Origin of the sequence: Azoarcus sp. KH32C (genome assembly GCF_000349945.1) — a bacterium.
GTDB lineage: Bacteria > Pseudomonadota > Gammaproteobacteria > Burkholderiales > Rhodocyclaceae > Aromatoleum.
In genome coordinates, this window is sequence record NC_020516.1 from 626,091 (window position 1) to 651,131 (window position 25,041).

General features: G+C 64.8%; 19 protein-coding genes and 1 pseudogene. 16 read left to right on the forward strand and 4 right to left on the reverse strand.

The window, feature by feature from the left end; all coding sequences use genetic code 11:
* Positions 1 to 12: 12 nt before the first annotated feature.
* The 9 genes and pseudogenes from AZKH_RS02775 to AZKH_RS27600 all read left to right on the forward strand — a co-directional run bounded on the left by AZKH_RS02775 (position 13) and on the right by AZKH_RS27600 (position 12,981).
* A complete protein-coding gene (locus AZKH_RS02775) occupies positions 13 to 2,337 on the forward strand; it encodes a hydantoinase B/oxoprolinase family protein (RefSeq protein WP_015434216.1) in 2,325 nt (774 codons plus the stop codon).
* A gap of 23 nt (positions 2,338 to 2,360) precedes the next feature.
* Positions 2,361 to 2,864, forward strand: coding sequence for an acetone carboxylase subunit gamma (locus AZKH_RS02780; RefSeq protein WP_015434217.1), 504 nt, complete (start codon positions 2,361 to 2,363; stop codon positions 2,862 to 2,864).
* Between the two features lie 198 nt (positions 2,865 to 3,062).
* Positions 3,063 to 4,082, forward strand: a complete 1,020-nt coding sequence (locus AZKH_RS02785) for a YCF48-related protein (protein WP_015434218.1) — start codon at positions 3,063 to 3,065, stop codon at positions 4,080 to 4,082.
* A 10-nt stretch (positions 4,083 to 4,092) separates the two neighbouring features.
* On the forward strand, positions 4,093 to 6,468 hold the full coding sequence (locus tag AZKH_RS02790; RefSeq protein ID WP_015434219.1) for an RND family transporter: 2,376 nt from the start codon (positions 4,093 to 4,095) through the stop codon (positions 6,466 to 6,468).
* 83 nt (positions 6,469 to 6,551) lie between these two features.
* Positions 6,552 to 8,120 carry a DUF1302 family protein gene (locus AZKH_RS02795; protein WP_231874455.1) on the forward strand — a complete coding sequence of 523 codons (1,569 nt, stop codon included), beginning with the start codon at positions 6,552 to 6,554 and terminating at the stop codon, positions 8,118 to 8,120.
* 17 nt (positions 8,121 to 8,137) lie between these two features.
* Positions 8,138 to 9,433, forward strand: a complete 1,296-nt coding sequence (locus AZKH_RS02800) for a DUF1329 domain-containing protein (RefSeq protein WP_015434221.1) — start codon at positions 8,138 to 8,140, stop codon at positions 9,431 to 9,433.
* A gap of 154 nt (positions 9,434 to 9,587) precedes the next feature.
* On the forward strand, positions 9,588 to 11,576 hold the full coding sequence (locus AZKH_RS02805) for an AMP-binding protein (protein ID WP_015434222.1): 1,989 nt from the start codon (positions 9,588 to 9,590) through the stop codon (positions 11,574 to 11,576).
* A 19-nt stretch (positions 11,577 to 11,595) separates the two neighbouring features.
* Positions 11,596 to 12,279 (forward strand): annotated as a pseudogene (locus AZKH_RS27595) (CoA transferase subunit A); the annotation flags it as partial.
* A 48-nt stretch (positions 12,280 to 12,327) separates the two neighbouring features.
* Complete coding sequence (locus tag AZKH_RS27600; RefSeq protein ID WP_231874524.1) at positions 12,328 to 12,981, forward strand: 3-oxoacid CoA-transferase subunit B; 654 nt, start codon at positions 12,328 to 12,330, stop codon at positions 12,979 to 12,981.
* Between the two features lie 132 nt (positions 12,982 to 13,113).
* On the opposite strand, the gene ruvA is transcribed toward AZKH_RS27600, so the two are convergent.
* Complete coding sequence (ruvA, locus tag AZKH_RS02815) at positions 13,114 to 13,713, reverse strand: Holliday junction branch migration protein RuvA (RefSeq protein ID WP_015434224.1); 600 nt, start codon at positions 13,711 to 13,713, stop codon at positions 13,114 to 13,116.
* 21 nt (positions 13,714 to 13,734) lie between these two features.
* Complete coding sequence (locus AZKH_RS02820; RefSeq protein ID WP_015434225.1) at positions 13,735 to 14,682, reverse strand: prenyltransferase; 948 nt, start codon at positions 14,680 to 14,682, stop codon at positions 13,735 to 13,737.
* A 505-nt stretch (positions 14,683 to 15,187) separates the two neighbouring features.
* On the opposite strand from AZKH_RS02820, the gene AZKH_RS02825 reads away from it, so the two are divergent.
* Genes AZKH_RS02825 through AZKH_RS02845 form a run of 5 tightly spaced genes read left to right on the forward strand, consistent with a single transcriptional unit; the run spans position 15,188 to position 21,166 of the window.
* Positions 15,188 to 16,609, forward strand: coding sequence for a UbiA family prenyltransferase (locus tag AZKH_RS02825; protein WP_041655838.1), 1,422 nt, complete (start codon positions 15,188 to 15,190; stop codon positions 16,607 to 16,609).
* Positions 16,606 to 17,925 (forward strand): FAD-binding oxidoreductase, encoded by a 1,320-nt coding sequence (locus AZKH_RS02830; RefSeq protein WP_015434227.1) that lies wholly within the window; start codon positions 16,606 to 16,608, stop codon positions 17,923 to 17,925. The genes AZKH_RS02825 and AZKH_RS02830 overlap by 4 nt, the downstream gene beginning before the upstream one ends.
* Positions 17,922 to 18,662, forward strand: coding sequence for an SDR family oxidoreductase (locus AZKH_RS02835; RefSeq protein WP_015434228.1), 741 nt, complete (start codon positions 17,922 to 17,924; stop codon positions 18,660 to 18,662). The genes AZKH_RS02830 and AZKH_RS02835 overlap by 4 nt, the downstream gene beginning before the upstream one ends.
* On the forward strand, positions 18,659 to 19,669 hold the full coding sequence (locus tag AZKH_RS02840) for a lysylphosphatidylglycerol synthase transmembrane domain-containing protein (protein ID WP_015434229.1): 1,011 nt from the start codon (positions 18,659 to 18,661) through the stop codon (positions 19,667 to 19,669). Before AZKH_RS02835 ends, AZKH_RS02840 begins: the two co-directional genes overlap by 4 nt.
* 48 nt (positions 19,670 to 19,717) lie before the next feature.
* A complete protein-coding gene (locus tag AZKH_RS02845; protein ID WP_015434231.1) occupies positions 19,718 to 21,166 on the forward strand; it encodes a hypothetical protein in 1,449 nt (482 codons plus the stop codon).
* A 95-nt stretch (positions 21,167 to 21,261) separates the two neighbouring features.
* Here AZKH_RS02845 and rng read toward each other — a convergent pair whose 3' ends face one another.
* Together rng and AZKH_RS02855 are read right to left on the reverse strand one after the other, a co-directional pair.
* Positions 21,262 to 22,716 (reverse strand): ribonuclease G, encoded by a 1,455-nt coding sequence (gene rng / locus AZKH_RS02850; protein WP_015434232.1) that lies wholly within the window; start codon positions 22,714 to 22,716, stop codon positions 21,262 to 21,264.
* Between the two features lie 100 nt (positions 22,717 to 22,816).
* Complete coding sequence (locus tag AZKH_RS02855; protein ID WP_015434233.1) at positions 22,817 to 23,437, reverse strand: nucleoside triphosphate pyrophosphatase; 621 nt, start codon at positions 23,435 to 23,437, stop codon at positions 22,817 to 22,819.
* A gap of 197 nt (positions 23,438 to 23,634) precedes the next feature.
* Between AZKH_RS02855 and AZKH_RS02860 the strand changes: the two genes are divergently transcribed.
* Complete coding sequence (locus AZKH_RS02860) at positions 23,635 to 24,102, forward strand: cupredoxin domain-containing protein (protein WP_015434234.1); 468 nt, start codon at positions 23,635 to 23,637, stop codon at positions 24,100 to 24,102.
* 4 nt (positions 24,103 to 24,106) lie between these two features.
* Entirely contained in the window at positions 24,107 to 25,030 is a 924-nt protein-coding gene (locus AZKH_RS02865; RefSeq protein WP_015434235.1) for an ethylbenzene dehydrogenase-related protein, read from the forward strand.
* Positions 25,031 to 25,041: the final 11 nt, after the last annotated feature.

The window sequence follows — 25,041 nt, forward strand, 5'->3', positions numbered from 1 at the left end:
AGGAGACCCGCCATGAACATGATGACAACCAAGGAAGTCGGCTTCGCCGATTTGCTGAAGAACGGCCAGACACTCAAGCAGTTCCGCGACGGCATCATCGAGCGCACCAAGGCCACCGGCTACTACAACGGCCAGGAAAAGCTCGAATTCCGCGACAGCGATCCGATCGGCTACGAGAAACTGTTCTCGAAGCTGCGCGGCGGCCTGGTGCATGCCCGCGAAACCGCGAAGAAGATCGCCGCGAGCCCGATCGTCGAGCAGGAAGGCGAGCTGTGCTTCACGCTGTACAACGCCGCGGGCGACTGCGTGCTGACCTCGACCGGCATCATCATCCACGTCGGCACGATGGGCGCGGCGATCAAGTACATGATCGAGAACAACTGGGAAGGCAACCCCGGCATCAATCCCGGTGACATGTTCACGACCAACGACTGCGCGATCGGCAACGTGCACCCCTGCGACATCGCGACGATCGTGCCGATCTTCTGGGAAGGCAAGCTGATCGGCTGGGTCGGCGGCGTGACGCACGTGATCGATACCGGCTCGGTGACCCCGGGCTCGATGTCGACCGGCCAGACGCAGCGCTTCGGCGACGGCTACATGATCACCTGCCGCAAGACCGGCATCAACGACGAGCCGCTGCGCGACTGGCTGCACGAGTCGCAGCGCTCGGTGCGCACGCCGAAGTACTGGATCCTCGACGAGAAGACCCGTATCGCCGGCTGCCACATGATCCGCGAGCTGGTCGAGGAGGTGATCAAGGCGGACGGCATCGAGGCCTACGAGAAGTTCGCCTACGAAGTCATCGAGGAAGGCCGCCGCGGGCTGATGAGCCGCATCAAGGCGATGACGCTGCCGGGCAAGTACCGCAAGGTGTCCTTCGTCGATGTGCCCTACAAGCATGACGACGTGCAGGTGTCGAACGCCTTCGCGAAGCTCGACTCGATCATGCATTCGCCGTGCGAAATGACGATCCGCCCCGACGGCAAGTGGCGGCTCGACTTCGAAGGCGCGAGCCGCTGGGGCTGGCACACCTTCAACGCGCACCAGGTGGCCTTCACCTCGGGCATCTGGGTGATGATGTGCCAGACCCTCGTGCCGACCCAGCGTATCAATGACGGCGCCTACTTCGCCACCGAGTTCCGCCTGCCCAAGGGCACCTGGTGCAACCCGGACGACCGCCGCACCGGCCACGCTTACGCCTGGCACTTCCTGGTGTCCGGCTGGGCGGCGCTGTGGCGCGGTTTGAGCCAGTCCTACTTCAGCCGCGGCTACCTCGAGGAGGTCAACGCCGGCAACGCCAACACCTCGAACTGGCTGCAGGGCGGCGGTATCAACCAGGACGGCGAGATCCACGCGGTCAATAGCTTCGAAGCCTCGTCTTGCGGCACCGGCGCTTGCGCGGTGAAGGACGGCCTCAACCACGCCGCCGCGATCTGGAACCCCGAAGGCGACATGGGCGACATCGAGATCTGGGAGATGGCCGAGCCGCTCCTGTATCTGGGCCGCAACGTCAAGGCCAACTCGGGCGGCTACGGCAAGTACCGCGGCGGCTGCGGCTTCGAGACCCTGCGCATGGTGTGGAACGCCCAGGACTGGACGATGTTCTTCATGGGCAACGGCTTCATGAACAGCGACTGGGGGATGATGGGCGGCTACCCGTCGGCGACCGGCTACCGCTTCGAAGCGCACAAGACGGGCCTCAAGGAGCGCATCGCGATCGGCGACTCGCTGCCGCTCGGGGGCGACCTCGATCCGACGCATCCAGACTACGAGCGTCACATCGATGCGACCGCCGTGGTCAAGCGCGACAAGCAGTGCATCACGACCGAAGACTGCTACGACAACCATGACCTGTACCTGAACTACCTGCGCGGCGGCCCGGGCTTCGGCGATCCGATCGATCGCGAGCCGAAGGCGATCGAGAACGACCTGAACCAGAAGTTCCTGCTGCCGGAGTACGCGCAGAAGGTCTATGGCGCGGTCTTCACGCAGGACGCGAAGGGCGTGTTCACGGTCGATGTCGCGAAGACCCAGGCGCGTCGCGCCGAGATCCGCAAGGAGCGTCTCGCCCGCGCGCTGCCGACCCGCGAGTGGATGAAGGAAGAGCGCGAACGCATCGTCAACAAGCATGCGGCCGTGCAGGTGCAGCACATGTTCGCGACGAGCTTCGCGCTGTCCGAGAAGTTCACGAAGGAGTTCAAGGCGTTCTGGAGCCTGCCGGCCGACTGGCAGCTGCTCGAGGAGGAGCTGGGCGTGCCGTCCTACGGCTCCAAGCACCGCATGGACCTGTCGCTGCTGCCGGACGTCACGACCGTCGTCCAGGTCGAAGAGTGATCACCGAATCGAGGAGTTGAGAAATGTCTACCTACACCAATGAGCAGGTCGCCCACCTCATCGAGGGCACCCTCGACTGGGAAACCACCTTCCGCATGCTGTCGATGCCCAAGGACAACGGCCGCTTCGAGCAGTACCTGAAGGCGCTGCAGGCGAAGGTGAGCTTCAAGGAGAAGATCGTCCTGCCGCTCGGGCCGCATCTGTACATCGTGCAGAACGCGAAGAAGCAGTGGGTCACGCAGTGCGACTGCGGCCATGTGTTCGGCGACTACCGCGAGAACTGGAAGCTGAACGCGGCGATCTACGTGCGCGACACCGAAGAGGCGATGACCGAGGTGTATCCGAAGCTGATGGCGCCGGATACCCAGTGGCAGGTCTACCGCGAGTACTACTGCCCGACCTGCGGGACGATGCATGACGTCGAGGCACCGACGCCGTGGTATCCGGTGATCCACGACTTCGAGCCGGACATCGAGGCCTTCTACAAGGAGTGGGTCGGCCTGCCGGTGCCTGAACACGCGGCGTAAGCCGTCCCGGCCGGGCGGGATGCCCGGCGGCTGATGGCCGGCGCTTTCGGTTGGAAAGCGCCGGCGGGGGCCGCAGTCCGGGGCCCCCAAAATTTTCCCGAACAAGGTAACGAACCATGCGAGGCGAATGCCTTGCAGGGATTCGGCTGCCCAAAAAAAGAAAGCGCGCGCCGTTCCCGGGGCGTGAAGGAGACTCTGATGCTGCGTCGATTGAGAAAATATGGAGGCGGCGCCCGCGGCGTCGTCACCTTGATGACGTCGTCCGCACCCCTTGTGATCGTTGGCGGACTGCTGTACGCGGGCCTGTTCGTCAAGGCCGAGGCGGTGGTGCAGAAAGTCGAACCGCCTGCGATCGAGCGTCGCGACACGTTTTACGGCGTCGCCGCTTCCGACGACCGCGTGATCTGGGCGGCCGGGGCGGGCGGCAAGATCGTCCGCAGCGAGGATGGCGGCAATTCCTGGGCGCGTCAGACCTCCGGTACCGACGTCAATCTGCAGGGGATCGCCGCGTGGGACAGCGCCGGCGCCATCGCCGTCGGCAATGACGGCGTCGTGATCGTGACGGCCGACGGCGGCCACAGCTGGACGAGTGCGGCGCTTCCCGCGAGCAGCAATCCGAACAAACTGTTTCGCGTCCGTATCGCGAACGGGGTGGCGTGGGCGGTCGGCGAATTCGGTGCCGTGCTGCGCTCGGATGACCGCGGCGCGACCTGGTCGCGCGTGCTTCCCGAGGAAGACCGTGCGTGGAACGACATCGGCTTTGTCGGTGACGCCGGTTGGCTGGTCGGGGAGTTCGGCGCCTTGATGCGGACCACCGACGGCGGTTCGACATGGACGCCAGTGAGCACGCCGAACAAGGTCAGCCTGATGGGCGTCGCCTTCCGCGACGCCCGGCACGGCGTTGCCGTGGGCCTCGCCGGCACCTTGCTGGTCACGGCCGACGGCGGCGCGTCGTGGCGCCAGGTGCCGGCCTTCACCCGCGAACATTTCTACAGCGTGATGTGGGACGACGGCCGCTGGCTCGTGGTCGGCGACAAGGGCGTGATGGCCAGCGCCGAAGCGGACGCGCAGCAATGGCAGCTTGGCCGGGTCGCGGACGGCGACGTGTCGTGGCGCACCCAGGTTGCCCGTGCCGGCACGCGCTACTTCCTCGCCGGCAGCAATCTCGGCGTACTCGACAACGGCGCGCTGCGCGTCGCCGGCCAACAGCGGATGTGAGGGAACGACGGTGAAAAACACGACATTCGGCAAAGTCGATCGCGCCTTTGCCTTCCTCATCCGTTTTCGCGCGCTGGTGGTGACGGCGGTGGCGCTGGTGACGCTGGTGATGGGCTACCAGGCGAGCCAGATCGAGGTGAAGACGATCTTCAGCGATCTGTTGCCGCGCGACCATCCCTACGTCGAGGTGAACCAGCGCTTCAAGCAGACCTTCGGCGGCTCGAACATGGTCAGCATCATGCTCGAGGCCGAGCACGGCGACATCTTCAACCCCGTGGTGCTGGGCAAGGTGCAGAAGCTCACCGTCGATCTGCAGCAGGTCGAAGGCGTCGATACCTACCAGATCATTTCGCTCGCGTCGAAGAAGATCAAGGAGGTGCGCGCCTCGACCGAGGGCGTCGAATCGCGTCCGCTGATGTGGCCCGAACTGCCGCGCGACGACGCTGGGCTCGCCGCGCTGAAGGCGTCGGTCCTCAACAATCCGTTGGTCTACGGCCCCTACGTGTCGACCGACATGAAGGCGACGCTGGTCACGGTCGATTTCAGCGACGGCAACATCGACTACACGCGTGCCTTCAACCAGCTGATGACCCTGGTAGGAGAGGCGAGCGGCGATGGCGTGCAGGTGCGCATCGTCGGCGAGCCGGTGCTCTACGGCTGGGTGAATCACTACCTGCACGAGACGCTGACGATCTTCTTCATCGCGGTGGCCGCGCTGGTGCTGCTGCTGTGCCTGATCACGCGGACCTGGCACGGCACCACGCTGCCGCTGCTGGCGGGGACGGTGAGCGCGATCTGGGCGCTGGGTGCGGCGCGGCTGATGGGCTTCCACCTCGACCCGCTGGTCGTCGTGGTCGCGTTCCTGATCACCGCGCAGGCGATCTCGAATTCGGTGCAGCTCATCGCCCGCTTCGACGACGAGACCGGGCACGGCGTCGCCTCCGCGGAAGCCGCCGCGCGGGCGAGTGCGCGCAACCTGTTCAAGCCGAGCATGCTGGCGATCGTCGCCGACGCCGGCTGCGTGCTGGTGGTCGCGCTGACGCCGATTCCGCTGCTGCAGAAGATTTCCTTCATCGGCACCGTGTGGGTGCTGACGATCCTCATCAGCGCGCTGGTGCTGACGCCGGTGATGTTGTCCTGGGTCAGCGCGCGCCAGCGCTACATCCACCCGGTGAACATCCACCCGGTGCTGATGGGCATCCTCAGACTGTGCTCGGCGATCGTCACGACGCGCTGGCGCTACGCGGTGCTCGGGGCGGCCGGGGCGGTGTTCGTGGTGTCCGGCCTGTACGCCTTCAACCTGAAGGTCGGTGACGCCAATCCGGGCTCGCCGATCCTGTGGCCGGACTCGAGCTACAACCGCGACGCCGCCGAGATCAATCGGCAGTTCCAGGGCTCGGACCGGATGTTCGTTGTCGTCGCCGGCGACAAGCCGGGGGCGCTGCGCGAGCCGGAGGTGTTGTCGAGCATGACGCGCTTCCAGAAGTACATGGAGGCCCAGCCGGAGGTCGGCGGCAGCATCTCGCTCGCCGACATCCTGCCGCAGGTCAAGCGCGTACTGCGTGAAGGCAACCCGATGTACCAGGAGCTGGGGCAGAGCAGCGACGAGAACGGCGAGCTGATGTACATGTTCGTTTCCGGCTCCGATCCCGGGGACATGGACCGCTACGCCGATGCCGACGCGAAGAACGGGGCGGTGACGCTGTTCTTCCGCGACCACCAGGGCGAGACGATCCGCACGGCAGTGGCCCGCGTGCGCGATTACGTCGCCCAGCATCCGGTCAAGGACGCCCAGTACCTGCTCGCCGGCGGCCTCGTCGGGGTGCTGGCCGCGGTCAATGAGGTGATCCTCGCCGGGCAGATCGAGGCGATCGCGCTCGCGCTGCTGGTGCTGGTGGTGTGCTGCACGATCACCTACCGCTCCACGGTCGCGGGGGTGTTCTTCATGATCCCGGTGCTGCTCTCCAACACCATCACCTTCAGCTACATGGCGTGGCAGGGCATCGGCATGAACATCAACACCCTGCCGGTGGTTGCCCTCGGCATCGGCCTCGGCGTCGATTACACCTTCTACATCGTCGATGGCATCCGCGAGAACCTGCACCGCTCGCACAACGTCGAGCGCGCCATCGTCAATGCGCTGATGGGGCCGGGCAAGGGCGTGCTGATCACCGCGATGACGCTGATCACCAGCGTCGTGCTGTGGCACTTCTCGTCGCTGCGGCTGCAGGCCGACATGGGCGTGCTGATCGCGCTGTGGCTGTTCATCTCGGCGTTCAGCGCCCTCTTCATCATGCCCGCCCTGGTCTATGTGTTCCGGCCGGAATTCATCGTGGGCAGCAAGCGACATCCGATCGAGCAGGCCGAGCCGGTGATGGTGGCCTGACGCCGTCCGCCAATGAATCCCTTCCATGCAGTGCCAAAACCATAAGGAGCGAGGAGATGAGCAAGGGAGTTGCAAGAAGAGGAGTGGCAAGAAGAAAGATCGCAGCGGCCGCCGTTGCCGCCGCGATGGCCGGGCTCGCGGGGAGTCCGGCCCGGAGCGCCGAGAGTCCGGCCCGCGGCGCCGAGGATGATGGGTCCTGGGCCAAGGATTTCAGCTTCAACCTGTCCGGCTATGCCCGTGGCTGGGTGTCGATGAACCTGGAGGACCAGCCCGAGCTGGACGCGATCGACAAGAAGAGCAAGGGCAAGCTGTCGATGGTGCGCGGCTCGCTGCTGCTCGACGCCGACGCCCGCACCGGGCCGGTGAAGTGGAAGGCGATCGGCCGCCTCGATCGTGAAGCCAAGACCGACTACCTCCGCGATCTCGAGAAGCTGCGCGAAACGAACGGCACCGCCGGGGGCAACAGCATCCTCGACAACTACAACCAGCGCGAGCTGCGTGAGCTGTGGGCCGAGTTGCCGCTCGGCGACCGGGTGACCGTGAAGGCCGGCAAGCAGCAGCTGGTGTGGGGCGAATCCGACTTCTTCCACGCGATGGACCTCGTGCATGGCTACGACATGTCGTGGCGCTTGTTCTTCGAGGGCGAGAACGAGGAGTGGCGCAAACCGCTGACGCTGATCTCGACCAAGATCCGCGTGCCCGAGGCCGACGGCATGCTCGCGGCCTACGTGCGACCCGGCTGGGACAGCTGTGAGTCGATCGGCAACACCTACGATATCCGCGGCGGGCGCTGGTTCTTCCAGCCCTATCGCGGTTTCGACCTCAGCAAGGTGACCAACAAGGACTGCAAGCACCCGGATGGCGACTACCGCGACGTCACCGGCGGCGTGCGCTGGTCGGGCGAGGCCCTGGGGCTGAGCTATTCCTTCGCCTGGCTCACGACCTTCTCCGCCGATCCGGTCGCGAACTCCACGTTCAAGCCGTTCGAGAAGGCACCGTCCGGTTCGGTGTTCGACCTGATCCACCCGCGCATCGACGTCTACGGCATGACGGTCAGCGGCTACAGCGGCCCGCTCGACGCGGTGCTCAGCGCCGAGATCGCCTACACCCAGGACCAGCCCTACAACATCGGTACCGGGGCCTTCCTCGACCCGCGCGTGCCGGGCAATGTCGGGATCGGCCTGGGGGGGGTGAAGAAGAAGGACACGCTGACGACGATGCTGCGCATCGACAAGAACCTTGGTCTCGAAAGCCTCCTCGGCACGTCGCGGCCCTCGTTCTCGTCGATCCAGCTGTTCGACACCCAGGTGCTGAACTTCAAGGAGTCCGACGACCTCGTGCGCCTGTTCGCCTATGGCACGCCGCTCACCGAGCACAACACCATCCTGACCGCGTTCACGACGCTGAACTACCGCAACGACACGATCAACCCCGGTTTCGCGATCGGCTTCGACCTCACGCATGGCGGCGGCTTCGCCATCCCCAGCGTGTCGATGACGCTCTCCGAGCAGTGGCTGGCGAAGATCGAGGCCGACCTGTTCTGGACCGGCGACCGATCGAACAAGGTCCCGTTCAGCAACCAGAAGTCGCAGTTGTTCGGCTATTTCGACAACGCCAGCCAGATCGTTTTCCGCTTGACCCGGCAGTTCTAAAAAAGGAGGAGACCACCATGCATAACGAATCCCGAATCATCGGCGGCGCCGTCGGCCTGATGCTGCTGTTCGCGGCACAGGGTGCGCAGGCCAAGGTGCTGGAGCCCGGCTTCATCATCACCAAGGACAACCTCGCCAGCGTCAAGAACGACACTTTCGAGGGCAAGACCATCGCGAGCATGATTCCCGAAAAGCTCGAATGGATGATCAACAACTACGACCTGACGATCAAGATCGCCCACTCGAAGAAGATCGAGATGGATCCGAAGTACGTCGAGGCGACCAAGAACTGGTCGAAGGACGTCAAGTTCAACCCCGCCGACCGTACCGTCACGGGCTGGAAGGCGGGCATGCTGTTCCCGCCCGAGGCGATCAAGCTCGACGACCCCAACGCCGGCGACAAGGTGATCTGGAACCTGCGCGCGGCGACCTACGGCGCGACGATGGACCTGCGCGACATCGCCTGGGTCTTCCTCGACGCCAAAAAGGGCTTCGAGCGCGTGCAGCGCTTCCAGTCGCGCCGCTACTACATGGAAGGGCGCCTCGACGGCGGGCCGATCTCCGTCGGCGACGGCAACATTGCGCAAAAGACCTACTTCGTCGCCACCAGCCCGCAGGAGATCCGCGGCATCGGCTCGTTCTCGGTGCGCTACAACGAGGCCGACTCGAAGAAGCCGGATGACGCCTACGCGTATCTGAAGTCGGTGCGGCGCACCCGGCGACTGTCCGGCGGGGCGTGGATGGACCCGATCGGCGGCACCGACCAGCTCTATGACGACTGGGATATCTGGGATGCCTGGCCGACGAAGTACACGTCGAACAAGCTGATCGAGAAGCGCTGGATCTTCGCCATCGCCCACAGCCCCGAGATGAGCGTCGACAACAGCCAGACCGGCAAGTCGATCGAGAAGGAATATCCGCGCATCGGCATGAGCGAGCCGCCGTACTTCAACCCGGCCAAGGACATCGAGTGGGAGCCGCGCGAGGTGTATGTCGTCGAGGGCACGCCGCCGCCGGAGCACCCGTACAGCAAGAAGGTGGCCTACATCGAGGTCGATTTCCCGCGCCCGTATCTGGGCTACGCGCTCGACCGCAAGGGGGAGTTCTGGAAGATGTTCATCTTCCAGAATCGCCCCGATACCGGTGACGACGGCTACAAGGCGGTGATGCCGGTCGTGGGCCACATCATCGACGTCAAGCGCGGTCACGCCACCAATTGGTCGTCCAACATGAAGTCCAACCCGAAAGGCGTGAAGGAGACCGATGTGTCGCTGAACGTTCTGGAGGAGGTTGCGACGGGGGCGGGCCGCTAAGCGGCCCCTGCGGACGCCCCCTGCGCCGGGACTGCAGGCTCTCCCCCGCTTGGTCCGCCCCTGGTTGCTTCGGGGGCGGACATTTTTCCCGCGCGACGGGCGGGAGCGGTGCGGTCTGCGGCATCGACCACGACAACGGAGGGAGAACTCCGACATGAACATCTATACGCCCACGGGCGATGAATGGCGCACGACGCAACTCGCGCGCTTCATCGCGCGCCACGGCTACCGCGACCTCGACGACCTGCGCGAGCAGGCGGCGCGCGAACCCGGACTTTTCTGGGACCAGGTGATCCAGGCGATCGGTCTCGACTGGGTGATGCCGTACCGCCAGACGCTCGACGTGAGTGACGGCGTGATGTGGCCGAAGTGGTTTGTCGATGGGCGCCTCGACCTCGTCGACAACCTGGTCGGCAAGCACGCCCGCGCCACGCCGACCAAGATCGCGATCCGCTGGGAGGGCGACCGCGGCGAGCTGCGCACGATCAGCTACGCCGAGCTGGCCGCCGAGGTGGAGCGCGTCGCGGCCGGGCTGTGTGCGATGGGCGTCGGCGCGGGCGATCGCATCGCGCTCTATCTGCCGATGATCCCCGAGGCCGCCGTGACGATGCTCGCCGCGACCCGCATCGGCGCGATCTTCATCCCCTTCTTTTCCGGCTACGGCGCCGACTCGGTCGCGCAGCGCATCGCCGACTGCGAGGCGCGCGTGCTGGTGTGCGCCAATGGCTATTACCGCCGCGGCAAGCGCGTGCCGATGCTCGACGACGCCCGTGCCGCGGCGCGCGCGAGCCCGTCGCTGCGTCAGCTCGTCGTCGTGGACCGGCTGGGCATCGGTCCGGCCGACGCCGATGACGCCGGCGAAGCGTCCTGCGTCGAATTCGAATACCGGCGGCTGCCGGGCTACCTGTCTACCTGTTCGCGGGTGGCCTTTCCGGCCGACCAGACGCTGATGCTGATCTACACCTCGGGCACCACCGGCAAGCCGAAGGGCGTTGTGCACACCCATGCCGGCTTCCCGGTGAAGGGCGCGCAGGATCTGCAGATGGCCTTCGATCTGCGCGCCGACGACACGCTGATGTGGATCACCGACATGGGCTGGCTGATGGGGCCGTGGATGGTCTATGGCGGACTGATGCTCGGCGCGACCCTGGTGTTCTACGAAGGCACGCCGGATTACCCCGACGCGGGGCGGTTGTGGGATGTCGTCGCGCGCCACCGGGTCACGCATTTCGGCCTGTCGCCGACGCTGGTGCGGATGCTGATGGCGAGCGATGGGAGCTTGCCGCCGCCGGGCGCGCTCGACACGCTGCGCGTATTCGGTTCGACCGGCGAAGCGTGGAACGAGGCGCCGTGGCGGTGGCTGTTCGAGCAGGTCGGCGAATCGCGCCGGCCGATCATCAACTATTCCGGCGGCACCGAAATCGGCGGCGGCATCCTCGCCTGCTTTCCCGGCCTGCCGCAAAAGCCATGCGCTTTCAATGGACCGATCCCCGGCATGGCGGTCGAGGTCCTCGATGGCGACGGCCGCCCGGTGCGCGGCAGCGTCGGCGAACTCGCGATCCGTCAGCCCTGGCCGGGCATGACCCACGGCTTCTGGCGCGATGCGGAGCGATACCGCGAGGCCTACTGGTCGGTGTGGCCGGACGTGTGGATGCATGGCGACTGGGCATCCGTGGACGAGGACGGCTACTGGCTCGTGCATGGCCGCAGCGACGACACGATCAAGATCGCCGGCAAGCGCGTCGGTCCCGCCGACTTCGAATCGGCGCTGGTGTCGCACCCGCTGGTCGTCGAGGCGGTGGCGGTCGGTGTCCCCGACGAACTCAAGGGCGAGGCGGTGGTGTGCTTCGTCACGGTGCGCGACGGCGAGGCGCTGGCCGCGCGCCCCTGGGACGAGTGGGAAGCGGAACTCGTCGAACACGTGGGCCGCCAGCTCGGCAAACCCTTGCGGCCGGCCCGTGTGCATCGCGTCGAGGCGATCCCGAAAACACGTAACGGCAAGACGGTGCGGCGCGTGATGCGCGCCGCCTACCTCGGCACTCGCCCAGGCGATCTGTCGGCAATCGAAAACCCGGATGCGATCGACGCGGTGTCCGCGATCGGGCTCACCGCGCGACGCGTGGTGGATGCAGTCGGAACATGATCTTTACCAGGAGAACAATATGAGCAAGGTGTATCCGGACGCCGAATCCGCGCTGGCTGGCGTCGTGCGGGACGGGCAGACCATCGCCGCTGGCGGCTTCGGCCTGTGCGGCATCCCCGAGAACCTGATCGGCGCGCTGCTCGAGACCGGCACGCGGGAGCTGACCATCGTCGGCAACAACGCCGGCGTCGACGACTTCGGCATGGGTCTGCTGCTGCAGGCGCGGCAGGTGAAGAAGGTCATCGCGTCCTACGTCGGCGAAAACAAGGAGTTCGAACGCCAGGTGCTGGCGGGCGAGCTGGAACTGGAGCTCGTGCCCCAGGGCACGCTTGCCGAGCGGCTGCGCGCGGGCGGCGCCGGCATTCCCGGCTTCTACACGCGCACCGCCTTCGGCACCCGTCTCGCCGCCGGCAAGCCGGTCGAGATCTTCGACGGCAAGGAATACGTCCTCGAACGCGGCATCACCGCTGACGTCGCGATCGTCAAGGCCTGGCGCGGCGACCGCGCGGGCAACCTCGTCTTCCGCAAGACCGCGCGCAACTTCAACCCGATGATCGCGACCTGCGGCCGCATCACGATCGCCGAAGTCGAGGAACTGGTCGAAATCGGCGATCTCGATCCGGACCAGATCCACGTCCCAGGCATCTACGTCGACCGCATCCTGCAGGGCGCAGGCTATGAGAAGCGCATCGAATTCCGCACGACTGCCGGCGCGGCGGCGACCAAGAAGGAGACGCCGGTACGCCTCCGGATGGCGCGCCGCGCGGCGCAGGAATTGCGCGACGGCTACCATGTGAACCTCGGCATCGGCATCCCGACGCTGGTCGCGAACTACATCCCTTCGGGCATGCAGGTCACGCTGCAGTCGGAGAACGGCCTGCTCGGCATCGGCCCCTTCCCGAATGACGACGCGGTCGACGCGGACCTCATCAACGCCGGCAAGCAGACCATCACCGCCGCGCGCGGCGCGAGCTTCTTCTCCAGCGCCGACTCCTTCGCGATGATCCGCGGCGGCCACGTCGATCTGTCGATCCTCGGCGCGCTGGAAGTCTCGGCGACCGGCGACCTCGCGAACTGGATGGTCCCCGGCAAGATGGTCAAGGGGCCGGGCGGCGCGATGGATCTCGTCGCCGGGGTGAAGCGCGTCGTCGTACTGATGGAGCACTGCGCGCGCGACGGCTCGCCGAAGATCGTCGAGCGCTGTTCGCTGCCGCTCACCGGCACCGGAGTCGTCGACGCGATCATCACTGATCTATGCGTGTTCGCGGTCGAGAAGGGACGTGGACTGGTGCTGACGGAGCTGCAGCCGGATGTGACGGTCGGCGAAGTCAGGGCACGCACCGGCTGCGACTTCGCCGTCGCGCCGTCCTTGGGGCAGATGGCCGATGCGGAGGCGATCGCCTGACGATTTAACCCCGCGAGCCGTTTCTTGACGGGGGCACGCAGCACCGGCAAAAGGGACCTGGATCCCTCTCCTCAAACATGCCCTTCTTCGCCGGATGTGCCCCCGTTTTTTTCTGGATGGCAGCGGGCCGAGTCAGCCCTTCGACAAGCTCTTCAGCGCCTGGCGGATGCCGTCCGAGACGCCGCTGTCTTCCGGCACCGCCTTCATCGCGCCGAGCGCTTCCTTCTCGTTGTAGCCGAGCGCGAGCAGTGCATTGAGGATGTCGCTGCGCGCGTCCGGTGCGGCCGCGATGACGCCGGCCGAGACGGTCGCGCCCAGCGTCGGCAGCGCCTTGCCGAGCTTGTCGCGCAACTCCAGCAGCAGGCGTTCGGCGGTCTTCTTGCCGATGCCGGGGATCTTCACGAGGCGCCCGGCCTCCTGCAGCGCGACGGCCTGCGCAAGGTCCGTCACCGATAGGCCCGACAGCACCGCGAGCGCCGTCCGCGCGCCGATCCCCGACACCTTCAGCAGCTGGCGGAAGGCCGCGCGCTCGTCCGCGCTCGCGAAGCCATACAGGAAGTGCCCGTCCTCACGCACCGCGAGATGCGTGAAGAGTGCGACCGGCTGGCCCGTCGCCGGCAGGCCGTAGAAGGTGCTCATCGGCACGTCGATCTCGTAGCCGACGCCGTGCACGTCCACGACGATCTGGGGCGGGTTCTTTTCCAGCAGGATGCCGGCGATGCGTCCGATCATTGGGTCAATCCGAAAGAGAAGTCAGGTGTGGCGGCCGAAGGCGAGCGTCGCCGCGAGCACGAAGCCGTGCAGGTTCGTCGCGAGAATCGTCAGCTTGATCGCCGGTGCGAGCTTCGCCGGTTCGTCGGCATGCTCGCGCAACAGCCGCGCCGCATGGAAGGACAGCACCAGCGTCAGCGCCGCGGCCGCGCAGGCCTGCGGCAGGTTGTAGCGCCCGACCTGCAGCACGAGCCAGCCATAGGCCACGAGCGCGATCGCGAAATAGCCCCATTTCGCGCTGTCGGCGCCGAGTTGCACGACGAGCGTGCGCTTGCCCGCCGCCTCGTCGCCGGCCCGGTCCGGGAACTGGTTGATGTACAGCAGGTTCGCGACGAGCAGCGCGAACGATACGCCGGCCGCGACCGGCGTCCAGGCGAAGGCGCCGCGCTGCACGAAATCGGCTCCGACGACGATGAGCAGCCACGCCGCCGCAACCGCGAACTCGCCGAGGCCGCGGCTCGCGAGCTTCAGCGGCGGCGCCGAATAGGCCCAGCCGAGCACGAGGCCCGCAAGCCCGATCGCAATCAGCCCCGGACCCGATCCGGCCGCGAGCCAGATCCCGGCCGGAACCACCGGCACCAGCAGCGCCCAGCCCAGCCGCGCCGTCTCGCGCTCCGTCAGCACGCCGTTCTGGATGAAGCGGCTGCCGCCGGTGAAGGGGAAGATCCGCTGCGTGTTCGCCGCATCCGCGCCGCTCAAGGCGTCGTGGTAATCGTTCAAGACGTTCGCCCCAGCGTGCGCGAGCAGCGCGAAGACGACCGTGACGACCGCGTGCAGCGCGTCGAACGGAACGCCATCCGAATGCGCCGCGGCGAGCCCGATCAGGCAGCCGGCGAGCGTGACGCTCAGGAAGGCGGGGCGGGTCGCGAGGAACCAGCGCAGCGGGGACGCGCCGAAGCGTTCCGGCGTGGGTTCCGAGGGCAGGGGCAAAGAATCAGGTATCAAGAGGAATGGCCCCCTTCAGGAGGACCGTGCGAGCAGTTTGAGATTCGGGACGAAGCGGGAGGTGGGACTGACCCAGCAGCCCGCTTCGCGGCGCAATTCGTCAGCGATTAGACGGAATGGAAGATTTGAATATGCTTATTGCTTGCGACGATTGCAGTTCCGGCCCGCATTGCCTGTTCGCACGCCATGACCGCTGGCCGACGGATGACTGCGAGTGAAGCGGCGAGATCCTTGTCTTGTGCGTTCGGCAATTCATGCGGTCTCATTCGTTCTCCCTGCGCTTGGGCAGTACGCATCTCTTGTCGAAATTGTCGTTGATTGACCGGCTGCTGACTACCTGTCTTTTCGACTTTGAGATGTTCGTCCGCGGCCCGTGTTTGGGGAATGTCGAGATGACGTGCGACGTACTCTGTGTAGAATGTAAATATTTGTGATTGCCCATAGCTTGGAAAGACACAGTCTATTCACCGACGAGAAGGAACTCGGGTTCGTGGAACCGCCTCTCGTCGTCGACCTCGACGGCACCTTGCTGCGCTCGGACTTGCTGATTGAGACCGGGCTTGAGTTTCTGCGCGACAAGCCACTTCGAGCGCTCGCGCCGCTGCAATGGCTTCTGCAGGGGAAGGCTGCGCTCAAGCACGAGCTTGCGCACGCGACGAACACCGACATGTCGGTCCTGCCGTACGAGCAATCGGTCATCGAGTTCATCGAGGCCGAACGCGGGCGAGGACGGCGAGTGATCCTCGCGACCGCCAGTCACCATCTACTCGCTGAGCGCGTCGCGGCACACCTGGGGCTGTTTGATGAGGTCATCGCTTCGAATGCTGAACGAAATCTCTCCGCTCAGTCCAAGCGCGACGCGTTGATTGCGAGTTTCGGCGATTGCGGTTTCGACTATGTCGGTAACTCGCGCGACGACCTTGCCGTCTGGGGCGCCGCCCGGCACGCCTACATCGTCAATGCATCGCGAGATGTGGAACGACGTGCCCGGAAGGTTGGCAATGTAGCGGCGGTGCTCGATTCCGATCGCTCGACGCCGCGGGACTGGATGAAGGCGCTGCGCCTGCATCAATGGCTCAAGAATCTGCTGATCTTCGTTCCCCTGTTGGCCGCGCACCTTTACACGGACGTGACGCGAGTGGTCGAGGCGATCCTCGCCTTTCTGTGTTTCGGATTGTGCGCATCGAGCGTCTACATCCTGAACGATCTGCTCGACCTGCGTGACGATCGGCACCATCCCCGCAAGCGTTTCCGACCGTTCGCTGCGGGGCGTCTGTCGATTCCTGCCGGATTGGTCGCCTTTCCCGTCTTGCTTGTAACCGCTTTTGCGCTCGCGCTGTGGATGCTGCCCCCGGTATTCACGGCCGGCCTCGCCACCTACTACGTCTTGACGCTCGCGTATTCATTGAAGCTCAAGCGCCTGATGGTCGTAGACGTCATCGCGCTTGCCGGACTCTATACGACACGCGTCATCGTCGGCTCCTTTGCGGTGGAGATTCCGCTGAGCTTCTGGTTGCTGGCCTTTTCGATGTTCATATTTTTGAGCCTTGCGCTCGTCAAGCGCTATGCGGAACTCTTCGAGGCGCGAGCTCGCGGCAGCAAGAAGAGAGCCCGAGGACGTGGCTACTTTCCGAGCGATCTTGAAATGATCGCGTCCCTCGGTGCGGCATCGGGCTATATGGCCGTGATGGTGCTTGCGCTCTATATCAACGAGGTCCGCACGGCTCAACTGTACCGACGCCCGGAAATCATCTGGTTCTGCTGCCCACTTCTTCTGATGTGGATAAGCCGGGTGTGGATGCTTGCCCATCGGGGACGGATGCATGAGGATCCGGTGCTCTTCGCCGTCCATGATCGCGCCAGTCTTGCGACCACGGCACTTCTGGCGCTCGTTTTGTGGGTCGCCAAGTGAGTGCATGCCGGCTGCGCTCGTGGGGCAACTATCCGGACTTTCCGCAAACTCCGTTCGCTTGCCACTGGCGCAGCGAGTTACCCGACCAACTCGCATCACTTCGGGCGGAGAGTGGTTCAACTTTGCCGTATGGCATGGGACGCAGCTACGGCGACAGTTGCCTGGCGGCGAGTGATCATGTGCTTCACATGCGACCGCTCGACCGGTTTATCAGCGCAGACTGGAGTGCCGGGATCCTGAGCGCCGAGGCCGGCGTTACTCTCGAGGAGATCCTTGCGGTTGCGATTCCTCGTGGCTGGTTCCTTCCGGTCACGCCGGGTACGAAGTATGTGACGCTCGGCGGCGTGATCGCCAACGACGTGCATGGCAAGAACCATCACCGCAAGGGAACATTTGGGCGGCACGTACGCCGGTTCGGGCTTCTGCGATCGGATGTCGGACGTCTAACGTGCTCGGCCGTCGAGCAGCCTGAGTTTTTTGCCGCCACGATCGGCGGCCTGGGCCTCACCGGCGTCATTGAGTGGGCCGAGATCCAGCTCATGCGGATCGGCGCGAGCCGCATCCGGAGCCTCACTCAGCGGTTCAACACACTGGATGAATTTTTCGCCCTATCCAGCGAATTGGATGCAAGGCACGAGTTCTGCGTGTCCTGGATCGACTGCTCAGCGACCGGGTCGACCATCGGTCGCGGTATATACACGGCAGGCGATTTTTCGGACGAGGGCCCCCTTGCGACGGAGTCGCCGCAGAAGCGGTCGATACCCTTGACGCCCCCCATCCCGCTTTTCAACCGCCTGTCACTCAAGGTTTTCAACGAAGCCTACTGGCGAAGAGCGCCAGCCGCGCGCACCTCGGCAGATGTCGGCTACGATGGCTTCTTCTACCCGCTCGACGCGATCCGGCACTGGAACCGTATATACGGCCCGAAGGGGTTTCAACAATACCAGTGCGTAATTCCTGAACCCGAGGCACGCGCCGGCGTCCATGCGTTGCTGGAAACCATCGCGAAATCGGGGGCAGGGTCGTTTCTGGCTGTTCTCAAACGATGCGGAGACATCGCCTCGCCGGGCTTGCTGTCCTTTCCCTTGCCGGGGACGACTCTTGCCCTTGATTTCCCCCAATCGGCGCAGCTTGAGGCGAATCTGTTTCCGCGACTCGATGCCATCGTGCGGGAAGCCGGCGGGCGCCTCTATCCCGCCAAGGATGCCCATATGAGCGGCGAGGACTTCCGTCGTAGCTACCCGGAGTGGCGTCGCATCGAGGCCCTTCGCGACCCGGCACTGTTGTCCCGTTTCTGGCAGCGCGTTACCCAATGAAAAAAATCCTCATCATCGGCGCGACTTCGGCCATTGCCGGCGCCTGCGCCCGCTTGTGGGCCGCACAGGGCGCAAGTCTGTTCCTGGTCGCGCGCGACGCGGCGAAACTCGATGCGCTCGCGGCCGACCTGGGCGTACGTGGTGCAGCGGCGATCCATAGTTGGCAAATGGACGCGACGGATCTCTCGTCTCATGCGCCGATGCTGGACGCTGCACTTGAGACCCTCGGCGAAATCGACATTGCCCTGATCGCCCACGGCACCTTGCCCGACCAGGCTGCCTGTGAGGCCGATGCCGCTTGTGCGCTGCGCGAATTCGCGACGAACGGCACCTCCGTGATTGCGCTGTTGACCTTGCTCGCAAGCCAGTTCGAGCGGCAGCGCGACGGTACGATTGGCGTCATCACCTCGGTCGCGGGCGATCGGGGGCGCCCCAGCAACTACGTCTACGGCAGCGCCAAAGCGGCCGTTTCGGTGTTTTGCGAAGGGCTTCGGGCGCGGCTCTTCAAGGTCGGCGTGGCGCTCACCGATATTCGTCCGGGATTTGTCGCCACCCCGATGACTGACGGACTTCCGCTGCCGGGCCCGCTCGTCGCGCAACCCGATATGGTCGCCCGGCGGATCGTGAGCGGCATCGAGCGTCGTGCAGATGTCGTCTACGCCCCCGCATTCTGGGCCTTGATCATGGCCGTGATCCGCAACATCCCGCGCCCCGTCTTCAAGCGCCTGAAACTGTGACCGCCCTTCCATCATCGCCGCGCGCCAAGGAGGATGACTTCGTCGTTCTGTCCGGCTGGCGATACCGTGCCGTCGCGTGGTCAGTCCTGTTCGCCGCGGTTGGCTACCTGGGCTTCGCCATGTGGAGCGGCTGGCACGAGGTCGCAGCCGCCGTTCGCAAGGTAGGCATTGTTGGCGCCGGTGTAGCCTTGCTGCTGTCGCTGCTGAATTACGGGTTGCGCTTCATTCGGTGGCAGGCCTACCTCGCAGCCATGGATCATCCCGTGCCCTGGCGGCCAAGCCTAAAAATCTACCTGGCCGGCTTTGCTCTGACCACGACCCCTGGTAAAGCGGGAGAGGCCTTGCGTGGGGTCTTCCTGCGACGTTGGCACATGCCCTATGCGATGAGCCTCGCCGCATTTCTCAGCGAACGCCTGTCCGACCTGCTCGCGATCGTGGTGTTGACGCTCTTCGGTCTCAGCGAGTATCCCGCCGCGCAGCCACTCGTCGCTGCGGGGAGCGTCGGGATTCTCGCAGCACTGCTCGTGCTGTCGAACCAGAAGGTCCTTGTATGGCTCCATGATGTCGTAAGCGACACGACGCGGACCTCGCGCCTGATACGCCACCTGCTGCAGATTCTTCTCCAGGCCCGGCGTTGCCACGCGCCAGTGCTGCTCCTCACGGCAACCGCCCTGAGCATCGTGGCCTGGTCGGCCGAAGCTTTCGCGTTTCACCTGATCCTGGACTGGATGAATCTCGACATTCCACTGCCGTTCGCATTCTTCGTCTACGCCGTGTCAATGCTTGCGGGCGCGCTGAGCTTCATGCCAGGCGGGCTTGGCGGCGCCGAGGCCTTGATGGTCACTTTGCTGGTTTGGAAGGGCGTCGGCGAGGCCGAGGCGGTTGCCGCTACGGTCCTCATCCGCCTGGCGACCCTGTGGTTTGCGGTCGGCATCGGTGCGGTAATCCTGTCATCGATTGCCGGGGGCAGGTCAGGCAATCGCAACAAGGCCACGCTCACCGGGTAGCGTCCAAGCGGCAAGAATGCGAATCCCGAGAAAAGTCAGAAAACGACCATGATGCAAAACCTGCTCAAACGCTGCTCGTCAGGGCCTGCTCCTCTGGCTCTGATCCTCTTCGTGTGTGCCGTGGTCTTTCACTTCATGAAGAAGCTGACCCTGTCGTTTCACACACGCGACTACCCGTACTACCTGGTCGCGCTCGACTCCCGCATCGGATCACTGTTCGGGGAGACCCGGCAACTCCTACTGCAACCGAAAGGCGTCAACATCTTCGGGTTCAGTGGAATCGATGGCTTTCCCTACGCCCATAACGACGTCCACTTCTCTCCGCTGACCTATATCCTCTCTGCGGGCTTTCAGATAGGAGGCGAACCACTGATCGTCGCTTTCTATGCGGCGCTCAGCGTGCTCTGGGCATTTCAGCTGAGCGGTTATGCCTTGCGGCGACCTGCGGAGGAGCGGAAAAGAACGGTCATCATCCTCGCGCTCGCCGGTTTCTTCCTGCAGTTCTGCACCTATGACCTGCGTGTCTGGATCCCCCTCGTCGGCTTCACGGTTCTCCTCGCCATGGCGGTCGATCGGGACGAAACGCCGAGGAAGATCCTCTTCCTGGCCTTGCTAACGCTGTTCACGCGGGAGGAATCGGTATTCTTTGTCGGCATTGCCGCCGCCCATCTGTTCTGGAAACGCCGGTATGCGCTCGCGCTCACGGTTGGCTTGGCGACAGTCCTGAATGTGGTAGCCGGATACCTCTATTTCTTCAAGACGACCGCCTTTACCTTTTCATTCACGGCACGCAACCTCGTCTTTTTGGCCGCCCCCCTGATGCTATTCGTCGCTTTGGCCGGGGCGCGAGCGGTTGCTGTCTACTCACTCCAGCTCGGCCGCATCGCAGCCCTCGGTCTGCGAGTATCCGCCGCCGGGCGTCGCCTCTACGACAGGCTTTTTGATTCCCCCTTCTTCGTCTGGATCAATATCTACCTGTTCCCGCTGTGGGCCAATTGGGCTACGACCAAGCATAATTTCAAGACGCTCCTGTCGCCGCGATACATGGTTCTGCTCTTCGTCGTCGCTTGCCTGATCATGCGAAAGGTGTCGCTGAACTCGCGGCGGCGCGCGGCGATCGCCTACGGTGTCGCGAGCGTGATCCTGATCCATTCAGTCGTGAGCGCCCGGCCCGCGACAGCACTCAAGAATCTGGCGACTGGTCGAGAGGTCTGGGCTCTTTCGCGGGAAATCGGCCATGACACGCCGATCGTCACGAATTTCACGTACAAACAGGTTTTCTGGAATCATTCTGCTGTCACCGTCGAGCGCCTGCCCGCCGAGTCGGCGGACGACGAGGAGCGCGCTTGGCCGCGAAATCGGCGGCGACTTGTGCCCTACATCGAAGCCGCGGAATATGTCGTGCTGGACAATGAAGGGGGGGCGATGATCGGAAGCCTTCTGCCTGAACGAATCAAGTGCGCGCAAGCGGCCACGGTATCGATTTGCCGCCCGTAGCGCATGGGCACGGGCGATAGACGCCGGAGCCGGGCTGGAGCGTCGATCGTTTTCGGATACCGACGCTCCACCGCTTCAGCGCGGCTGGACTGCGGCTACAGCAGCACGATGTCGAACTGTTCCTGCTGGTAGCTCGCCTCGGCGTGCAGCGAGATCTTCTTGTCGATGAAGTCCGACAGCATCGCGAGCGACTGCGACTCCTCATCGAGGAAGAGGTCGATCACGCTCGGGGCGGCGAGGATGCGGAATTCGCGGGCGTTGAACTGGCGGGCCTCGCGCAGCAGTTCGCGCAGGATCTCGTAGCACACGGTGCGGGCGGTCTTCACCTCGCCGCGCCCGCTGCAGGTCGGGCAGGGCTCGCACAGCAGGTGGGCGAGCGATTCGCGCGTGCGCTTGCGCGTCATCTCGACGAGGCCCAGCGCGGTGAAGCCGTTGACGGTCATCTTCGTGTGGTCGCGCGCGAGCGCCTTGCGGAACTCGTCGAGCACCATGTCGCGGTGCTCCTGGCTTTCCATGTCGATGAAATCGATGATGATGATGCCGCCGAGGTTTCGCAGACGCAGCTGGCGCGCGATGGTCTGCGCGGCTTCGAGGTTGGTCTTGAAGATCGTGTCGTCGAAGTTGCGCGCGCCGACGAAGCCGCCGGTGTTCACGTCCACGGTCGTCATCGCCTCGGTCTGGTCGATGATCAGGTAGCCGCCGGATTTCAGGTTCACGCGCCGCGCGAGTGCCTTCTGGATCTCGTCCTCGATGTTGTGCAGGTCGAAGAGCGGCCGCTCGCCGCCGTAGTGTTCGAGCAGCGGCAGCACCTTGGGCGTGTACTCGGCGGCGAAGGTGCTGAGCTTCTGGTAGTTCTCGCGCGAGTCGACGAGCAGGCGCGACGTGTCGTCATCGACGAGGTCGCGCAGCACGCGCTGGGCGAGGCTCAGGTCCTCATACAGCAGCGTCGGCGGAAAGCGGCCGGTTGCGCTGTTGCGGATCTCGCCCCACAGCTTCCTCAGGTAGGCAATGTCCGCGGACAGCTCGGCGTCGGAGGCCGATTCCGCCATCGTGCGCACGATGAAGCCGCCCGGTTCGTCCTCCGGTACGAGGCGCGTCAGCCGCTCGCGCAGCGCCTCGCGCTCGCTCTCGTCCTCGATGCGCTGCGAGATGCCGATGTGCTTCTCCTGGGGGAGATACACGAGGAGGCGCCCGGCGATGCTGACCTGCGTCGAGAGCCGCGCGCCCTTCGTGCCGATCGGATCCTTCAGCACCTGCACCATCAGGCTCTGGCCTTCGACGAGGATGCGCTCGATCGGCCGTCCCGTGTCGCCGTTGTGGCGGTCGCTCCAGATATCGGCCACATGGAGGAAGGCCGTGCGTTCGAGGCCGATGTCGATGAAGGCGGACTGCATCCCCGGCAGCACGCGCACGACGCGGCCGAGATAGATGTTGCCGACGATGCCGCGACTCGCGGTGCGCTCGACGTGCAGTTCCTGGACGACGCCCTGTTCGACGATGGCGACCCGCGTCTCCTGCGGGGTCACGTTGATGAGGAATTCGATGCTCATGAAGACGGCCGCTTAATGGGGAATGCGCAATCGCAGTGGCAGTGTCGAACAGCGATTGCGCATTGCCCATCGGATGCAATGCGCGCGAACCGGGTGCCGGTCAGAGAGGATAGCCGAAGGTATCAAGCAACTGCGCGGTTTCGTACAACGGCAGTCCCATGATGCCGGTGTAGCTGCCGCGGATCTCCTCGATGAAGATCGCTGCGTGGCCCTGGATCCCGTAGGCGCCGGCCTTGTCCATCGGCTCGCCGCTCGCGACGTAGTGCCGGATCTCCGACTCCTTCAGTTCGCGGAAGCGGACTTCGCTGACGTTGATGCGGCTGCGGATCTTCGTGCCGTCGCTCATCGCGACCGCGGTCAGCACGCGGTGCGTGCGGCCGGACAGGCGCTGCAGGATCGCCGTGGCGTCGGCGGCGTCCGTCGGCTTGCCGATGATCGCGCCGTCCAGTTCCAGCGTGGTGTCGGCGGCGAGCACGGGGTTGAAGGGCAGCGAGCGCCAATGCAGGCGCTTGAAACCGGCCTCGGCCTTGGTCAGCGCGAGGCGCTCGACATAGCGCTCGACCGGCTCATTCTCGAAGGGCGTCTCATCGACGTCGGCGTCCTCGCCGCGCTCGCCGCTGCGGAACACCAGCACATCGAAATTCACGCCGATCTGGCGAAGGAGGTCGCGCCGGCGGGGGCTGCGCGATGCGAGGTAGATGCGTGGGGGCAGGCTGGTCATGGCGTTCTGGTGCCCGAAGCGGTAATGGTCGGGGTATCGCGGATTCTACCCTGCTGCCGGCATGCAGCGTTGCTGCCGCCGGGTCGGAGTGGCGCAGGCGCTTGAAAATAATTGATACAATCGCGGGGTTAATATGCTGCGTCCATCGCCACCGTTTCGATGGCGCGCCGTTCCGACCTTTCGAGGAGATCACCGTAATGCGCAAGTCCTTCCTGGCCCTGGCCGCCTCCGCGGCTTTCGTCCTCGCTGCCCCCGTTGTCATGGCCGCCGACTACATCGTCGACGGTCCCGCGATCGTCAAGGCGGCAAACTGGGACGCAATGGAAACCGTGACCATCGAACTCGAGGACTTCAGCTACTCTCCGCAGGACCTCAAGTTGAAGGCCGGGCAACCCTACAGGCTCGTGATCAAGAACAGCGGCGAGAAGGATCACTACTACACCGCGGCCGACTTCTTCAAGAACGTCGCCTGGCGCAAGGTGCAGACGCCCAAGCCGAGCGGTGCCGAGATCAAGGCGCCGTATTTCAACGCGGTCGAGGTGTATAAGGACGGCGGCACGGCCGAACTCTTCCTCGTGCCCGTCACCAAGGGGGAGTACGAAGTGCATTGCACGATCGACGACCACAAGGACAAGGGCATGCACGGCACGATCACCATCGAATAATCGCATGAAGATCCGCCCGTCGATGACGCTCTCCCCGCTGTACAGGCTGCTCCTTCCGCTGGCGCTGCTGCCGCAGCTCGCATTCGCCGACGCGCCGCCGCAGGTGGTGCCCGTGCAGAACCTCGCCGCGGCGCCGAAGGTCGATGGCGAACTCGGCGAGTGGGGCAGCGACGGCTGGATCAAGGTGCCGGTCAAGCCCGCGCTGCCGCGCGACGAGCGCGCGAAGTATGGGCTCGAACCGTCGGGCGAGCGCAACACGACCGGCAAGCTCGAGGTCGAGATGAAGGCGGGCGTCGCCGGCGGCAAGCTCTTCATCGCCGTGCGCTACCCGGACGACGCCGCGGACACGCAGTACAAGGACTGGGTCTGGCGCGACAACAAGTACCAGCGCGACAACCAGTTCGACGACATGTTCGCGCTGCGTTTCCATCTCAGTGGCGATTACGACCGCACGATGCTGTCGACGAAGGAGTACCGGGTCGACGTCTGGCTGTGGTCGGCCGCCCGCAGCAATCCGACCGGTTTCGCGGAGGACATGAATCACTACATCACGACCAAGATGCAGGATTCGGCGGCCGAGTACCAGGTCAAGGACGGCCCGGTGATCTACATCACCAAGCAGCGCGACGAAGGTGCCGGGCCTTACGACGTGGTGCAGCGCCCGCGCGAGAACAAGGGCGACAAGCTGGTTTCCTTCGTCGCCGCTACGCCTTCGGGCAGCGGAGCCGACGTCGCGGCGAAAGGCGTGTGGAAGGCGGGGCACTGGTCGATCGAATTCGCCCGTGCGCTCAACACCTCGCGTGCGGACGACGTCGTGTTCAAACCGGGCAGCAAGCTGCTCGGCCAGATTGCGGTGTTCAACCGTTCGGGGGCAGAGAACAAGAGCGTCTCCGAGCCGCTGCTCTTCGATTTCTCCGCGGTGAAGTAAGCGACGCGCCG

Bases quoted from the DNA above. Each gene is read 5' to 3' on its own strand.
- rng (WP_015434232.1), bottom strand. From the start codon at position 22,716: ATGAGCATCGAATTCCTCATCAACGTGACCCCGCAGGAGACGCGGGTC.
- AZKH_RS02785 (WP_015434218.1), top strand. From the start codon at position 3,063: ATGCTGCGTCGATTGAGAAAATATGGAGGCGGCGCCCGCGGCGTCGTC.
- AZKH_RS02805 (WP_015434222.1), top strand. From the start codon at position 9,588: ATGAACATCTATACGCCCACGGGCGATGAATGGCGCACGACGCAACTC.
- ruvA (WP_015434224.1), bottom strand. From the start codon at position 13,713: ATGATCGGACGCATCGCCGGCATCCTGCTGGAAAAGAACCCGCCCCAG.
- AZKH_RS02855 (WP_015434233.1), bottom strand. From the start codon at position 23,437: ATGACCAGCCTGCCCCCACGCATCTACCTCGCATCGCGCAGCCCCCGC.
- AZKH_RS02845 (WP_015434231.1), top strand. From the start codon at position 19,718: ATGATGCAAAACCTGCTCAAACGCTGCTCGTCAGGGCCTGCTCCTCTG.
- AZKH_RS02780 (WP_015434217.1), top strand. From the start codon at position 2,361: ATGTCTACCTACACCAATGAGCAGGTCGCCCACCTCATCGAGGGCACC.
- AZKH_RS02835 (WP_015434228.1), top strand. From the start codon at position 17,922: ATGAAAAAAATCCTCATCATCGGCGCGACTTCGGCCATTGCCGGCGCC.
- AZKH_RS02860 (WP_015434234.1), top strand. From the start codon at position 23,635: ATGCGCAAGTCCTTCCTGGCCCTGGCCGCCTCCGCGGCTTTCGTCCTC.
- AZKH_RS27600 (WP_231874524.1), top strand. From the start codon at position 12,328: ATGGCGCGCCGCGCGGCGCAGGAATTGCGCGACGGCTACCATGTGAAC.
- AZKH_RS02800 (WP_015434221.1), top strand. From the start codon at position 8,138: ATGCATAACGAATCCCGAATCATCGGCGGCGCCGTCGGCCTGATGCTG.
- AZKH_RS02865 (WP_015434235.1), top strand. From the start codon at position 24,107: ATGAAGATCCGCCCGTCGATGACGCTCTCCCCGCTGTACAGGCTGCTC.
- AZKH_RS02775 (WP_015434216.1), top strand. From the start codon at position 13: ATGAACATGATGACAACCAAGGAAGTCGGCTTCGCCGATTTGCTGAAG.